This window comes from Spirosoma flavus (genome assembly GCF_054778555.1).
Genome location: NZ_BAAGZL010000002.1, coordinates 106,838 through 122,825 on the forward strand (window position 1 = coordinate 106,838; position 15,988 = coordinate 122,825).

Annotated in this window: 9 protein-coding genes; 5 read left to right on the top strand and 4 right to left on the bottom strand. The window is 49.9% G+C overall.

Going from position 1 to position 15,988, the window contains the following annotated elements; genetic code table 11:
- Nucleotides 1-41 precede the first annotated feature (41 nt).
- Nucleotides 42-1,148 carry a DUF4249 domain-containing protein gene (locus ACYVF1_RS09455; protein ID WP_461077998.1) on the top strand — a complete coding sequence of 369 codons (1,107 nt, stop codon included), beginning with the start codon at nt 42-44 and terminating at the stop codon, nt 1,146-1,148.
- A gap of 58 nt (nt 1,149-1,206) precedes the next feature.
- Complete coding sequence (locus ACYVF1_RS09460; protein ID WP_461078000.1) at nt 1,207-3,576, top strand: TonB-dependent receptor; 2,370 nt, start codon at nt 1,207-1,209, stop codon at nt 3,574-3,576.
- Between the two features lies 1 nt (nt 3,577).
- On the opposite strand, the gene ACYVF1_RS09465 is transcribed toward ACYVF1_RS09460, so the two are convergent.
- The gene (locus tag ACYVF1_RS09465; RefSeq protein WP_461078002.1) at nt 3,578-4,576 is read right to left on the bottom strand and encodes a cation diffusion facilitator family transporter; all 999 of its coding nucleotides are present in this window, start codon (nt 4,574-4,576) and stop codon (nt 3,578-3,580) included.
- A 94-nt stretch (nt 4,577-4,670) separates the two neighbouring features.
- Nucleotides 4,671-6,806, bottom strand: coding sequence for a glycoside hydrolase family 31 protein (locus tag ACYVF1_RS09470; protein ID WP_461080711.1), 2,136 nt, complete (start codon nt 6,804-6,806; stop codon nt 4,671-4,673).
- Nucleotides 6,807-6,985: 179 nt separating this feature from the next.
- Between ACYVF1_RS09470 and ACYVF1_RS09475 the strand changes: the two genes are divergently transcribed.
- Complete coding sequence (locus ACYVF1_RS09475) at nt 6,986-10,816, top strand: PVC-type heme-binding CxxCH protein (protein WP_461078004.1); 3,831 nt, start codon at nt 6,986-6,988, stop codon at nt 10,814-10,816.
- 72 nt (nt 10,817-10,888) lie between these two features.
- Here the strand turns inward: ACYVF1_RS09475 and ACYVF1_RS09480 are convergent, their stop codons facing one another.
- Complete coding sequence (locus tag ACYVF1_RS09480; RefSeq protein ID WP_461078006.1) at nt 10,889-12,694, bottom strand: M61 family metallopeptidase; 1,806 nt, start codon at nt 12,692-12,694, stop codon at nt 10,889-10,891.
- A gap of 93 nt (nt 12,695-12,787) precedes the next feature.
- On the bottom strand, nt 12,788-14,347 hold the full coding sequence (locus tag ACYVF1_RS09485; RefSeq protein ID WP_461078008.1) for a M28 family metallopeptidase: 1,560 nt from the start codon (nt 14,345-14,347) through the stop codon (nt 12,788-12,790).
- 259 nt (nt 14,348-14,606) lie between these two features.
- On the opposite strand from ACYVF1_RS09485, the gene ACYVF1_RS09490 reads away from it, so the two are divergent.
- Nucleotides 14,607-15,155, top strand: coding sequence for an NUDIX domain-containing protein (locus tag ACYVF1_RS09490; RefSeq protein WP_461078010.1), 549 nt, complete (start codon nt 14,607-14,609; stop codon nt 15,153-15,155).
- 163 nt (nt 15,156-15,318) lie between these two features.
- Entirely contained in the window at nt 15,319-15,957 is a 639-nt protein-coding gene (locus ACYVF1_RS09495; RefSeq protein ID WP_461078012.1) for a LysE family translocator, read from the top strand.
- The last annotated feature ends 31 nt before the right edge of the window (nt 15,958-15,988 follow it).

Consider the following 15,988-nt stretch of genomic DNA (forward strand, 5'->3'; position numbering starts at 1 on the left):
AGAAGTTGCCCAGTCGTGCAGTTGTAGGGTTTTATAGTTATGTGGTTGTAACGTTTTGTTGGATACGAAGCCAACTGTACAACCTGACAACTGTACAACTCAACAACTTCTCTGCCTATCTCTGTGTAATAACCCTTTTTTCCTGCGTAGACGAAGTACAGCTTCCGATTCGCCAGGCCGAACGGCGATTGGTTATAGAAGGACTTGTTACCGATGGCCCGTTTCCATGGGTACGCCTTACGTATAGCGGATTCTATAATTCAGCCAATCCAGCCCCGCCCGAACTAGTCATCAACGATGCCTTAGTGGTAATAAAGGATGAAGAAGGACGTAGTGTTCGACTGGTTCCCGACCCTTTTGCGCCGGCGTATTACGGCCTGCGCGACAGCAGTTTCGTAGGACAGGTTGGCCGAACATACACGCTGTCTGTTACGTTGCCCGACGGCAGTCGATACGAATCGAAGCCCGAGCGACTAAACCCGGTTCCAATGCTCGATCCGCTCCAGGCACATTATAGACGTAGTATATCGGAGCTGGGCCAGCCTGATTTGTACGATATTATGATTGATACACAAGACCCCACAACACCCGGCAATTACTACCGTTGGTCGTCATCGGCGTATATCCCCCGCTGGACAGAGTTTGATCCAAAACACCCCCCTTATAATCCGTTTGGGACTATCTGTGGCACCTGCTCGTGCTGGGTACCATCCTACGGCCCACCTACCGACGTATTATCCGATGCACTTATCAATGGAAATCGAATCAGTGGTCGGGTGGTGTTTAGTGTACCGATTATGGCGGTCAGCGCCTTTTATGTACAGGTACGGCAATATTCGCTGACGCGGGCGGCCTATCAGTACTGGAATCTTTTTGAGCAGCAACGTACGCGAACCGGCTCCCTCTTCGACCCGCAACCCGCGTCTATAGAGGGAAATGTGCGGGCAGTCAACGATACAACCAAATTGGCACTCGGTTTCTTCGGGGCATCTGCCATGAGCCAGCAGCGACTGACAATTCCCGGCGATACGATCAATTATGACCGGTTTCTGCTAAAAGGAAAGCAGTTTATTCCTCCCAATGGAGACTGTTACGTCAACTTTGAGAATCCCATTTTAATGCCGCCCCAAGGTTGGCCATTACGATGAAGTCGTTTAGCCATAAAGCGTTACTACGCAGTAAGTTCACCTAATTACAGTTTGCCTTATGCGCCATTTTTTCGTTCAAATTGTCCTGACGAGTATATTATTACTGGCTGGTACCAGTTTGTTTGCGCAAATTCGGTTTCGAATTTATGGGCAGGTGACCGACGGAGTGACGAAGAAGCCTTTGCCAAACGTATCAATCTACGACAAAAAACAAGGCGTCGGCTTAACTAGCGACAGTCTGGGAAACTTCACTATCAACGTATTACCCGGAAACTACAACCTGACTTTTTCTGCCGTTGGCTATTACGCCCGCAGTCGATATTTAGAGGTTGGACGTGGTACCATTCGCATGGAAGTGGCGCTCAGTCCGGATACCCGCGAATTGGATGCCGTGAACGTAACGGGCCGCGCCCCCGATGCGAACGTATCGGCCACACAGATGGGCGTAGTACGTATCGACATGAAAAACCTACGTAACATTCCGGTCGTTTTTGGCGAAATAGATATTCTGAAGGCGTTGACGTTGCAGCCCGGTGTGAGTACAGTAGGCGAGGGAGCTGGCGGATTCAACGTGCGCGGGGGACGTACCGACCAGAATCTGGTGCTGCTCGACGGTGCGCCCTTGTTCAATACCAGCCACATGCTGGGTTTACTGAGCAATCTGAACGCCGATGCCATTCAGGACGTAACGCTGTACAAAGGAGGCATTCCCGCTACGTACGGGGGGCGGCTTTCGTCGCTGCTGCTCATGAATACCAAATCTGGGGAGACCGATCGACTGCATATTAATGGCGGAATCGGCTTGTTAACCAGTCGATTGACGGTGCAGGGACCTGTGACGAAAAACAAAAAACTCACATTTCTGGCGAGTGGACGTATCGCTTATCCTTCGCTTGTTCTCGGACTTTTCCCAGCGCCGACCAACAAAGACCGCGCTTTTTTCTACGATCTGAATGCCCGGCTGACGTATCGACTCAACGAGAATAGTCAGGTTTCAGTTACCGGTTACCGAAGTTATGATACGTTCAAGTTTCCGCAGGATACGCTTTATACGACCCAATCGACAATTGCCACGGCCCGCTGGAGCCAGCGTCTGAATACACATTTATCGTTCAATCTGACCGTTACACAGAGTGATTATCAGTTTTTTCTGGATGGACTTACATTCACCAATACGTATCGATACCGCTCCACGATCAACCAGCGCGACGGCCGACTGGACTGGCTCTATGCGCCATCGGCCAAACACCGGATTGAATTTGGCGGGTCGGTAACCGGGTATAATTTGCTGCCCGGCGCCATTGCTCCAACGGGCGACAACTCAAATATTATCGCTATCACCTTGCCATCCGAACAGGCGCGCGAATGGGCCGGCTACGTGTCGGAAGAATGGACGCCTACGCGTGTTGTGTCAGTACAGGTGGGCGCGCGGTATGCGCAGTTTACCAACGTAGGACCGGGCGTTGCCTACCAATACGCAGAAGGCCAGCCCCGCACCCGCGAAAGCATTACCGACACACTACGTTATGGTAGTGGCCAAACGGTGGCACAGTATGGCGGCTGGGAACCCCGCGTAACCGTTCGGGCCAATATCACGCCGAATAGCTCGCTGAAAATCAGTTATAACCGCACGCGCCAGTACCTGCACCTTATCTCAAACACAACGGCTATTTCACCAGTCGATTTCTGGAAAGTGAGCAACGCGCTGGTTCCTCCGCAGGTTGCCGATCAGTTTGCGGTGGGCTACTTCCATAACTTCAAAGAGAACCAATACGAAACCTCGATCGAAGTGTACCATAAAACCCTGGAAAACCTGGTTGAGTATCGTAACGGCGCTACGTTGTTACTGAATCCAGCGTTGGACGCTGATTTATTGAGAGCGCAGGGACGGGCTTATGGCGTAGAAGTGAGCGTTCAAAAAACCAGCGGATTACTAACCGGCTTAGTGGCGTATACCTATTCACGAACGTTGGCGCGGGTACCCAGCCCATTCCCAAACGTGCAGATCAACGGCGGAAACTGGTATCCCTCCACCTTCGATCGCCCGCACAACCTGACCATTGCTACGCAGTGGAAATGGAGCCGGGGCTGGACATTCGGAACGAACTTCGTGTATACCAGCGGCCGACCCACTACGTACCCGGATGGAACGTATCGACTCAATGGCGTGAAAGTGCTGGATTATTCGCAACGTAACGCCGACCGAATTCCTGACTATCACCGGCTGGACGTATCATTCACCAAAGATGGCCGCCGAACAATCGGTCAGCGGCACTACAGCAACTGGTCGATTTCGTTCTACAACGTGTATGCGCATAAAAACCCGTATTCAATCTATTTTCAGCGCGTTAACACGACGACTAAAAGCTATCAGCTTTCGGTGTTTGGTACGATCATTCCGTCGCTAAGCTGGAATTTTACGTTCTAAACTATACCGCCAATGGCACGTAGTGTTTTTGATTGAGGGGCAGATTTTCGGCTGTCCATTTTACGTCCTGCACAAACGCAAACGCCCGAACAGGGCAGCCGACCACACGGCAGTAATGGCAGCACTCTTTCTGGCAGGGGTCGGTATGCACAAAAATCTCTACTTCCGCCTGAAAACCTTCCTTGAGCGTATCCTCAAAATGGTGAACTTCGTCGTGGACTTTGTTCAGCTCCCAGTAATAAGGCAGCGTCAGGTGGCAGTCGATATGAAGGTCAGCACCGTATTTCTGGACGCGCAGGTTGTGCACGTCGATCCAGTTACTATCCTTTTGGGTGTTCAGAATATCGACGACCCGGTGAAGCGTCGGCACGTCGGCTTCGTCCATCAGTCGCGCCACCGATTGTCGGGTAATTTTGAAGCCATTATAAATAATCACAAAGGCAATCCCCAGCGATAACGCACTGTCAATCCAGTGCTGACCCGTCAGCCAGACCAGCGCTACGCCAACCATAACTACCACACTGCTGATTGTATCGGTAAGCAGGTGTTTGCCATCGGCAATCAGAGCTGCCGAATCCGTCTGATTACCAGAACGTATCAGCATCCGGCCGACAAAAGCGTTGGCAATTGCGGTCAGTCCCACCAGCGCGAAACCCCAGTCCAGATTAGTTAATGGCTTAGGCTCGAAAAAACTCAGGATGGATTGCCAGATGATGACTAATCCAGCCGAAAGAATCATGGCGCCCTCAAAACCCGAAGAGAGGAATTCAATTTTTCCGTGGCCGTAAGGGTGGTTCTGGTCGGCCGGTTGGCCAGCCAGATAGATGCTGTAGAAAGCGAATCCGCTGGCTATTACATTCACAATCGACTCTACCGCATCAGACAGAATTGCCGTGGAATACGTCAGGAAGTAAGCCGTGAATTTGAGAATCAGCAGGACGATGCTTAGCCCCAGCGAGATGCCCATCCAGCGGTATTTCGTTTGTTGACTGGCACTCATCGAAGCCTGATGAAATAGCGTTAGGGACTACAAAGATACGGATTTTAGCCAGGATTTCGGCCTTTTGAGGGCTAAGTAAAGCCTGTGCGGGCTGTTAAGGAGTCATAAATTTCCACGTAACAGTACTGTACTGAAAGGCACTGTTACGGGGCGGATTCCAGCTACCGGTCAACGTTCCAGCCTGGTTCTTTTTCACGGCCAGCGGGGTCCAGGTATACGTACCATTTTCGTAGTCAAACGTTTCTCCGTCATCATCGTAAAGCGCCGAGGAGGACGCTGCTTTCCCGTAATGACGAACTGTTAAAGGTAATTTCTCACCCCTTTTGGGCGTATGCAGCACTGGCGGAATCATTGGTATAATACCTCCTTCTTTTACGAATAATGGAATTTTGGAAAGCCCAGGCGTGATTTCGACAATAGTAGCCTCACCAGCGAATTTGCCCGTATAAAAATCATACCATTTGCCCGGCGGTAGCAGGACTTTACGGGTTTTCTCACCGGCAAACAAAGGAGCCACCAGCAAATAATCGCCCACCATAAACTGATCGTTCAAGTCTTTGCGGGCAGCTATCGCATACGGATTGTCAGTCGAATTTAGCGTAGCAGTCATGGCCTGATTATCGAACGTAACGCCATCAACCAACTGCATGGCCCGGATGGGTGGTTTACCCTCAAAATGGTATTGCGCGAACGTAGTGTACAGATAGGGAAGCAGTTGCATACGTAGCAGCATAACATCTTTTACCTCCTGTGCTACGTCGGGAAACGTCCACGGTTTGGTGCCATCAGCCCAGGCGTTAAGCATCGCCATTGGCGAAAAACAAACCGTCTGCATCCGGCGAAGCCATTCTTCCGACGTTTTGGAAGATCGCGCTTCGGGTGTCCATAAAACCCCGATGAAACTGCTGCTACAGAGTGCGGTAATAAAATCGCGGTGGTCGTAATAGTCGTTGTAGATCACGTACGGCATGGCCGATGCGCCCGCGTTTGAGCCGCGAACCAGCCCGTACGTACGTTGATTTCGTTGCCGAAACCAGCCATCGGTCATTTTCTGAAATTGCAGCCCGTAAATCTGCCGCATCTGCTCCGAAGGAATGCCCGACGGGAACGTAGCCACATCGGGCCAGAGCCAGTTGTCGTAACCGTCTACTTCGTCCACTTTGTAGCCAGAAATTCCAGCAGACAGGTGTTGTTTGGAAAACAGGTCTTTGTACAAATCACGCGCCTGAGCCATCGTGAAATCCGGTACGCGCCCCACCCAGACGGTGTGCGAGCCCGTATACGGCAGCACATTGTTGAAAATGGGTGAATGCGATGATACGTAGGGATTGATCCAAAGATTAGCCCGAATGTTTTTCTGTAAAAGTTTGTCGAGAAACTGCTGAGGATGAGGAAATCGCGTGCTGTCCCAGACAAAACTATTGGGATACGAATGCGATTGCCAGCCCGGTTCCAGCCCCACAAAACTTAATGGATATCCTTTCGCTTCAAATTCGGCGGTTTCCTGCAACACTTTTTCGTCGGAGAAGAGCGTTGGCGTTCGGTGCGTAAAACCCAAGCCCCATTTTGGCGGCAACGTACCGCCCCCACAGTACAGATTATATCGCTGTACGACTTCCATCGGCGTTGCTCCGGCAAAAACGTAAACCTCTGTACCCGAAGCAGGAACCACTACTTCCACCGCATCCGAATATGGTTGGGCACTCCAGTCGCGCTGGGTATTGCGATCTTTTTCAGGCGGCATTTCCGGACTGTCCGTTCGAACACCCGTTCCGGCATACAGGGTAACGTAGCGGGCCGAGTTAATCAGGACGCCGTAGCCCAACGTCGATACGTAGAACGGAACTGGCGCGTGGGTCCGTCCATTGTCTTTGCCGTTGTAGTGATCGACGTGCAGCGTTTTAATTGTCCCTCGCTGCTGTACTGCTTTGAAATTCAGACCTAAACCGTACAGTTGCTCTCCCTTTTTCAGCGGGAAACGCAGATGCGTTTTATTGTCTGTTTGCTGATGAACGCTTTCTTTCAAATCACTTGGAAACGAACGTTCACCTAATTTCTTTAATCCATCCAACCGGGGAATAATACCCGCAACCGATAGTGGAGAGATGATTTCGGGTTTTCCTGCTACACCTTTCCAGACGCCCGGTGCCACCTGTGACCATTCAAAAGCTATTTGTTGGGCAAGTGCCAAAGCCGACGACGCGACACTAAAAATCATCAGGATGGCCATTCGGACTGAAAAAGAAAGCATATCAGGGATAGATGTTCTGGCTGAAAGAAATTGCGTGATATAGCAGAAAGCTGATTTTGAGGAATTTTAACTGTGAAGGAATAGACTTTACGGTCTAGATGAGTAAAGCCACAGCCCTACATCTTTTATCCACTACGTACCACTAACCTTAGCCAGTTATGAAGCTCGCCGTTCTAGTTCTTGGGCTTGTTTTTCTATCGTTTGTATATCCTTTCCGCCCCACCACCGAAATAAGTAATGGGGTTGCCTCTGTAGCCGATAAGTCACTGATTCTGAAAGAAGATAAGGCTGCTCAGACGATAGCCGTTTATCGGCCGGGGCAGACAAAGCCGATTTTGACGCAGGTAGCCAAAGCCGATTTTCGCCCGTATCTGCACCCGATTGTGGCCCCCGATGGCAAAGGTGTATTGACCGAATACAGTCCCGGCCACCACAAGCATCAGACTGGTTTGTACTGGGGCTTCACCCGCGTAAATGGCCGCGATTATTTCCACCATCCGCAAGGTGATTACTGGCGTCGGGTGTCGGCAAAAGTGGTCGAAAGTAAAGGCACAACCGTGAAATGGCAAACTGTTTATGACTTAATTGATTCCACCGGAAAAGCCGTATTAACCGAAACTCAGAACTGGTCGATGCGGGAACGTAATGGTCAGTATCTGCTTGATTTAGAATGGAATGGCGATGCTCAAACCGACGTAACGATTGGCAAATATGATTACGGCGGCCTGTTTTTGCGGATGCCCTGGAAAGAAGGTATTCCGGGCGAGGTGATCAATGCAGCCCGGCAACGTAACGAAAAAGCCGAAGGCCAATCGGCGCCGTGGGTGGATGTCGGAATGCAGGTTGAGGGACGTAGCGATTGGGCGCACGTCGCCATTTTCGATCATCCGCAAAACCGTAACTATCCCACAATCTGGCGAGTAGACCCTCAATTGGGTATCGGACCCGCGCGGGCTCGCAAAGGTGATTGGAGCATTAAAAAGGGCAATACCGAAATCATTAAACACCAGATTGTCGTGTATACGGGCAAACTCAACGACGTAGCACTGACGAAACTTTATGGCGAGTTTACCGGGAATAAATCAGATTATTCAACGTCTTCGCTGTGGGGCGTTGCGCAGCGTGAGGGTCGTGAAGCGAAATTCCTGACCCCGACGGAAGCCGTAGCCGCTATGACCATGGCGAAAGGCTATCAGGTAAATGTCTGGGCTTCAGAACCGATGATGACTCAGCCGATGGCCTTTTGCTGGGACGACCGCGGGCGACTCTGGATTGCCGAAAACCGTGATTATGAGTCACGTGGTAAAGGCTTTTCTAACGCGGGCGACAGCCGGATTCTGATTCTGGAAGATACAAACCACGATGGTGTAGCCGATACACGCAAGGTATTCATGGAAGGGCTCGCTTTCCCGGCGGCTATTGCAGTGGGTATGGGTGGCGTGTTTGTGGGCGCACCGCCGAACCTGTTGTTCATCCCCGACAAAAATGGCGACGACAAAGCCGATGTTGATGATATTGAAGTGCGACTGACCGGCTGGGGCATCCGCGACCGGCACGAAACACTGAACAGTTTGCATTGGGGGCCAGATGGCTGGCTCTATGGTTGTCAGGGGTTTGCAACACCATCGAAAGTACATAAACCGGTCGGCAAAGGGCGATTATATCGTCATAAAGACCCGTTCCCTGAGGATCTTTTGCAGGGCGAAGGAACCGATATTAACGGAGGTGTTTGGCGATATCACCCGACAAAAGATCGGTTCGAAGTGGTGGCGCATGGCTTCAGCAATCCGTGGGGAATTGACTATGATTCGAAAGGGCAGATTTTTATCACAGCCTGCGTAATTCCGCACCTCTGGCACATCATTCCGGGCGGGATTTACCACCGGCAGGGCGGGCAGCATTTCAATCCATACGTCTACAACGACATCAAAACCATCGCCGACCATAGTCATCGTTCGGCACATGGCGGAGCCCGGATTTACCAGTCGGACGCGTTCCCGAAAGAGCAAAAAGGCCGCATTTTTATGGCCAATATTCACGAACACGGCATTTTGACCGACGTACTTGAACCAAAAGGATCAGGTTTTGTCGGCCACCATAGCGAAGATTTTTTAATGGCAAATAACGCTCAATGGGTCGGTTTTAGCCTCGAAATCGGTCCCGACGGTGGACTTTATGCCCTCGACTGGCACGACGCCGATATCTGCGGCTCCGACGTACTCAATCAGGAAACAGGTCGGATTTTTCGCGTCATGCCTGCCAACTCACAAGCGCAGAATTTTCCTGATCGCTACGTTGATCTGAGTAAACTAACCGACGAACAACTGGCATCTCTACAAACAAGCCCGAGCGACTGGCACGCACGCCGGGCCAGAGTCATTCTTCAGGGTCGGGCGGCCACTGGAAAATTGAACGTAGCAGCCATTTCCAATCTACGTTCGCTTTTTGACGTAGCGCCTAATTCCGACCATCGGCTACGGGCTATGTGGGCGTTGCACATCACCGGAAACCTGCCGACGGAACAATTGAAATCGGCTCTATCGGATAAAGACGCCTACGTTCGGGCATGGGCAATTCAGTTGTTATGCGAAGACAAAATTCCTTCGCAGGATGTTCTGAATCAATTCAATACGTTAGCTCGACAGGATAAATCGCCGGTGGTACGCTTGTATCTGGCTTCGGCCATGCAGCGACTAGGCAATGATACGCGCTGGACATTGGCCGAAGGGCTACTTGCTCGTGCCGAAGATGCTGCCGACCATAATTTGCCCAAGCTAATCTGGTTTGGTATGGAGCCGCTGGTGAAAGAGAACACCGCACGCGCACTCAATTTGGCGACACAGAGTCAGATTCCGATGGTGACTCAGTTCATTGCCCGGCGGGTGGTCGATGCGCAGGCTGTCGACGTACTCGTATCAGCGATTGGTAAAATGCCTAAAAATCGTTTGAATCTGTTGGAGGGAATGCGTGATGCTTTGGAAGGGAGATACGACGTAGCAACCCCGACTAACTGGAAAACAGTCTATGCCAAACTAAAAGCGGACAACGTAACGGCTAAACTGGCTACCGAAATAAGCGGGCAGTTCGGCGGAACAGAAATGGCGACAAAATCTCTGGCGCTGCTGAAAGACGCAAAAACTCCCATTGAAAGCCGACGGAAAGCGTTGCAGTCGCTGGCGGTACAGCAGCGTCCGGAATTACTAAAAGAATTGCCTGAGTTGCTCAATAACAACGATTTACGGCTCGACGCCATTCGGGCCATTGCCAGCTACGACCATGAACCATTCGGTAAATTATTACTCGACCGCTACGTTGGTTTCACTACGTCCGAGAAACGGGAAGCAATTCAAACGCTGGCTTCCCGTCCAAAATACGGCTGGTTGCTGACGCAGGCCATCGCCAAAAATACCATTCCAAAACGAGACGTACCGACCTTCGTAGCTCGGCAATTGCGTCGGGTGGTGGGCAGTGGTTTCGTCGAAGTCTGGGGACCCATCGACCACGTAGCATTGGATGAAAAAGCTTACGCCCGTTACCGAAACTTGCTGACAGATGAGGCTGTTGCCAGCGCCAACGTAGCTAAGGGGCGTCAGTTGTTTCAGAATACCTGTGGCCCCTGCCACAAAATGTACGGCGAAGGCGGTATCATCGGTCCTGAGCTAACGGGATCTAACCGGGCCAATCTGGACTATTTGTTGGGTAACATTCTAGACCCCAGCGCCGAGATTCAGGACGATTACAAAATGGTAGTGGTAACAACCCGCGATGGCCGAACCTATATTGGTAACGTAGCAAAGGAAAACGAGCGCCAGCTAACGCTACGTATCGTTGGGCAGGACGCGGTTACCATCAACAAGGCAGATATTCAATCGCGCGAGGTAAACCCCGCATCCATGATGCCAACTGGTTTACTCGACCCGCTTTCAGAAACCGAAGTCAAAGATTTGGTAGCCTTTCTACGTACTAAAACGCAGGTGAAAACAAAGTGATGTATGAAATATGATGTAGGGGGTATGTGAACTGCTTTAGTTTCATATATCCCCTACATCATATTTCATACATCACTTTGCTCCCAGCCAATTATCTCGGAATTTTTTTATATCGGAACTAGGGCTGTCGTTCATTTGAACGGAAATCGCTGGGTTTTCGGCTAACGTAACGGACGCGGTTTTCGCTTCGCCCCGGTGCAAATACGTCACCTGAATCACGTCGCCGGGTTTATGCTGATTCAAATTATTTAGCACATCCGCAGATTTCGCAATAGCCTGACCGTCAATAGCCGTCACTACGTCGTCAATGTCAAGACCAGCTTTGTAAATAGGCGTGTCACGAACGGTGCTGGCGCTGATAACGGGTCCTTTTTCAGATTCGGTATACCGAAGGTTTCCAAACCACGCTTTGCCTTCCTGCGCTTTTTTGATCGTTAACCCCGCCTTCGCCAGCAACGTAGCGTAGTTGATGGATTCGTGGCCGTAGATGTATTTGCTGAAAAACGAACGGGCAAAATCAGGCGTCGTGATCTGGGCCAATACCGTTTGCAATCCATCTACGGTATAAGGCTGTTCCGTCTTACCAAACTGTTTCCAGACCGCCTGCATGTACGTATCGAGCGAGATATTGCGCTGACGCAGTTCCAGATCAAGAGCCAGGGCCACGGCTGCACCGTAGAAGTAATACGACGTAAACATGTTGGCGTAATTCGTCCGGTCGATGGAAACACCAGCATCCACAAAAACAGCGTGGCAACTCGCATCGATGGGCGAGAAATACGTACCGCCGGGTGTTTGCTGCTTGCTGGTGATGATTCCCGTGAGCGTGTACATATACTCGTTTACAGGGGTAAATCCAGCCCGAACCAGCAGCAGTTCGCCATAATATTGCGTAAACCCTTCGGCAAACCAGAGCTCGTAACTCATGTTACTTTTCTCGAAGTTAAAAGGCTCCAGCGTTTTAGGACGAATACGCTCTACGTTCCAGCAGTGGAAAAACTCGTGCGCAAACACGCCCAGTACGTGTTCTGGCCCTTTAAAGTCAATTGGCACGGCAATCATGGTTGAGTTGCGGTGTTCCATACCGTCGCCCCGAACGTAGGAGTTCAGGTTGGCCAGAAACGTATACGTACCGAAATCGTAGCTCGGAAATTCGCCATAAACGGCTTTGGCCTGATCGACAATTCGGGCGATCTTTTTCGCAAAACCGTCGGCGGTAGAATCGGCTACATTCGCTTCCAGCGCCAGCCGGAACGTAACGGGTTTACCGTCTGTGTTGTTACGTTGCCACTCCTTTACATTCAGTTTCCCAATCTTGGTCGGCGAATCCATGAAGTATTGAAGATTAGGGGCGGTAAACGTAAAGCGATCTTCCGTCGGAACGAGTTGGGTGGCTACTACGCCCATATTCTCACCTGGCAGGTTGAATTTGACCTCGATTGGCCGCTGATCAAATCCTTTAACCCACATGAACGTAGCAGGCATGTTGAGGTGAATGCTCTGCGGATCGATGCCCATGTACGTACCATCCGGGTAATTTCCGAACAGCGTATAAGTCAGTTTTATGGTTCCTCTATGCGAGGTTACGCGATACACATCACCGTCTATGCGGTTCACAGCTAGCGGTTTATTCTGTTCATCGGTGGCCGTTACGTTGTAAACGTTCTTGCCAAACTCATGCGTAGCGTAGCGCCCTGGCGACGAACGACTCATTCGAAAAATGGCGGCCATATTTGGCAACTGCGTAACCGTCAGGCTAATCTGCGCTTCGTGGTGAATCGCGTTTGGAAAGGAGACATCGTACCGAATAGTCTGAGCCTCAGTTGTTCTAAAGAGGATTAGAGAAAGGAAAATACAAAGTAAACCGGCGGTTTTCATGCTGAGAAAGGTTCATTAAAGGGCAAAAATAATTCACGCAGATACGTTCTGCGAACTAGATACGTATCTGCGTGAAAATAAATGCGTATTGGCTTACCGGGCGGCCTGTGCAGGAGCCGCTTTACGGGGCAGTTTCTGGTCGCGCATGGCCGCGTTGAATACGAAGCCGGCCACAACGGTAGCCGCCTGTTTCAGATCGTCGGGTTGCAGGTGGTCGTAGGTATCCATGTTGGTGTGGTGCGTCCGGGTGCTGTATTCAATCGGGTCCTGAATGAACTGGAAACCGGGCAGTCCTACTCGATCGAATGAAAGGTGGTCGGTACCGCCCGTGTTACGTGGTGTAACGGTCGTCGCACCCAGATCATTGAATGGTTTTAGCCATTGCGAGAAAATGGGACCAACAGCCTGATTACCTTGTAAGTAAACACCCCGGATTTTTCCCGTTCCGTTGTCGACATTGAAGTAAGCGGCAATATTTTCGCCTTCCTTCGTCAGTTTATTCGACGCGTCGGCAAGGTGGTTGTTTACATAATTTTTTGACCCGTGTAAACCCTGCTCTTCGCCACTCCACAATGCAATTCGTATGGTACGTCGCGGACTGACACCAATGGTTTTTAGAATCCGAACGGCTTCCATCATCACTGCACTACCAGCGGCATTATCGGTGGCACCTGTTGCCGCATGCCATGAGTCGAAGTGGGCACCCAGCATCACAACTTCATCTTTGAGCTTTGGGTCAGTACCCGGAATTTCGGCCAGTACATTATAGCCTTTGGTATCGTCGGTAAAAAACTTCGTTTTCACATCGACATCCAGTTTCACCGGTACGCCCGCCTTCATCAGCCGACAGAGGGTCAGGTAGTCTTCAACCGCAATGTTCACATCGGCTAGGTCATCGGGCGTAGCGCCCAGGGCAGCATTGGCATAATCGCCACTCACGAACAACGTACCGTCGATACTGTTTTGCGTAGTGCTCAGCATACCGATAGCGCCTTCCTGCTTGGCTAACTTTCTCATTTTCTGATTGAAAGCATTCTGCGTACGCATAGCCCGTATCCGGCTGCGGAACGTAGTGTCATTATCTGCACGCTGACTGGGCGGTGCTTCGTTAGCCATTTTCTGCAATTCTTCGTCCGTATATCGAGCAGCATCGGCTTTAAACGATGGTGGAATTTTGTACGATTGTTCAATCAGAATGACCTTATTTTTTAGCTTACTCCGATAGCTTTCCAGTGAAGTTGTATCTGTGGAGCTGATATAAAGCACCTCGGCCGACTGCAACTTGTTCGTGCTGCCACTCCATGCGCGGGGCACGGCAATAATGGATTTGTAATAGGGCGCTGTCATGGAAAGGTAACAGCGTTCAACCGCCCATCCTTTGCCCCATTCGCCCCAGGATTCAAGACGGGCATTTTGAAGGCCCCAGCCAGTGAGTTTTTCTTTCGCCCAGTTGGCGGCTTTCATAAAACCGGGTCCCTGCAAACGCGGGCCGTTTACATCGGTCAGGTAGAAAGCCGTTTCCATGACCTTCGAACGTTGCAGACCTTCATCCCGAATTTTCTGGATAGTCGCCATATCCAGTTTTTCATCCTGGCCGCTCGCGAGCAGCGCACTGCCCATGAACAGATAAGTTAAGAATAGTTTGTTGCGCATGTAATTGGGTTGATTGAGGAAGAATTCGAAGATAGCCAATGGATGCGCTGTAACTAACGTAGTATGGACATCTTTCGATTAAAATTCAATTAAGTGTTTATTGAGTGCAAAAGGTAGTTGTTTGTAAAACTCAAAACCAATAAAGCGCACTACGTATGCCCGAAAGCGGCTAACTTTGGGATTTAGGTGAGTAAGATAGTCTTCGATGGAACGTAGCACTTTATCAAATAAGGAAATTTCTGGGGAAATTTCCGACCGTATGGACACAAACGAAAATCCCTGGCAGACGCTGAATTCGTCGGTCAAATACGAAAATCCCTGGCTATCCATTCGCCACGAGGACGTAGTAACTCCCGCCGGAACTCCCGGTATTTATGGTGTTGTCAGCTTTAAAAACAAAGCTATTGGCGTCATTCCGCTTGATGATGAGGGTAATACGTACCTCGTTGGACAATACCGTTACCCACTAAACGAATATTCGTGGGAAATTCCGGAAGGTGGCTCACCGCTCGGCACCGACCCGCTCGAATCGGCCAAACGTGAACTGAAGGAAGAAACGGGTCTGGAAGCCCGCACCTGGACGAAAATAGCCCGTATCCATACGTCTAATTCCGCTACCGACGAAGAAGGATTTCTATACATCGCCGAAGGACTGGAACAGGGTGAACACGCTCCCGAAGAAACTGAAGATTTACGCGTCTGGAAGCTTCCTTTATCTGAAGCTGTGGCGATGGTAATGAACAGTCAAATTACTGATTCTCTTAGCGTAAGTGGTTTATTGAAAGTGGCCCGGCTACGAGGCATCTAACAGTTACAGCATTAAATAGTTGTAAAGTTGTATAGTTATAAAATTATATAGTTGTACTGCTGTAAAATGTTAGTTTACTCCATCTATTTGAGCGAAACTCTGCAACTATATAACCTTACATATATATAACCATACAACCGTAAAACTTAATAACTTACCTATTGTGATTTTACCTATTCTCTTTGGTTTTTTACTCGGAGTTGGACTTTGCCTGACATTTGGAACGGTGTTCTTTGCGCTGATTCAGAATAGTGTCGATAACGGATTTCGGTCAGGTTTTAAGATGGTTTTGGGCGTAATTGCTGGTGATATTATTTTCGTTATTGCCGCCCTGATTGGCACATCATTTATTCCTAAGGTTCAGGGTTTTGAAAATATTATGGCTATTGTCGGAGTCATTTTTTTAGTGGCCTTGGGCATCGTGAATATCACAAAAGGAACGCCCCGACTCGCCTACCCTAAAACCAAATTTGGCAATTTCGTTTACTATTTTACAACAGGTTTTTTCCTGAATGCTCTCAATCCAGTCAATTTTGTAGCCTGGGTGGCTATTGTAGCTTATATCCGTTCGCATCTACATTATTCTGACAATCAGCAATATGCCTTTATGATAATGGCTTTAGTAGGCATCTTCGTCACGGAAAATGCCCTTGCCTATTACGCAAACCGGCTCAAACGGTTATTCACACCACGCGTCGTCAAAATTTTCAACCGGACCACGGGCGTCGTTTTCCTCATCGGAGCCGCCAACATTGCCTATAATAGATTGCTGGAACCCCTTTCAAAAGCGATGAATTGGTGATCTAAAGAGCGAAAGAATGAAAGAGTGAATG

Excerpts from the sequence above, each read along its gene's own strand:
- ACYVF1_RS09465 (WP_461078002.1), bottom strand. The coding sequence starts at position 4,576 with ATGAGTGCCAGTCAACAAACGAAATACCGCTGGATGGGCATCTCGCTG.
- ACYVF1_RS09475 (WP_461078004.1), top strand. The coding sequence starts at position 6,986 with ATGAAGCTCGCCGTTCTAGTTCTTGGGCTTGTTTTTCTATCGTTTGTA.
- ACYVF1_RS09480 (WP_461078006.1), bottom strand. The coding sequence starts at position 12,694 with ATGAAAACCGCCGGTTTACTTTGTATTTTCCTTTCTCTAATCCTCTTT.
- ACYVF1_RS09460 (WP_461078000.1), top strand. The coding sequence starts at position 1,207 with ATGCGCCATTTTTTCGTTCAAATTGTCCTGACGAGTATATTATTACTG.
- ACYVF1_RS09470 (WP_461080711.1), bottom strand. The coding sequence starts at position 6,806 with ATGGCCATCCTGATGATTTTTAGTGTCGCGTCGTCGGCTTTGGCACTT.
- ACYVF1_RS09490 (WP_461078010.1), top strand. The coding sequence starts at position 14,607 with ATGGACACAAACGAAAATCCCTGGCAGACGCTGAATTCGTCGGTCAAA.
- ACYVF1_RS09485 (WP_461078008.1), bottom strand. The coding sequence starts at position 14,347 with ATGCGCAACAAACTATTCTTAACTTATCTGTTCATGGGCAGTGCGCTG.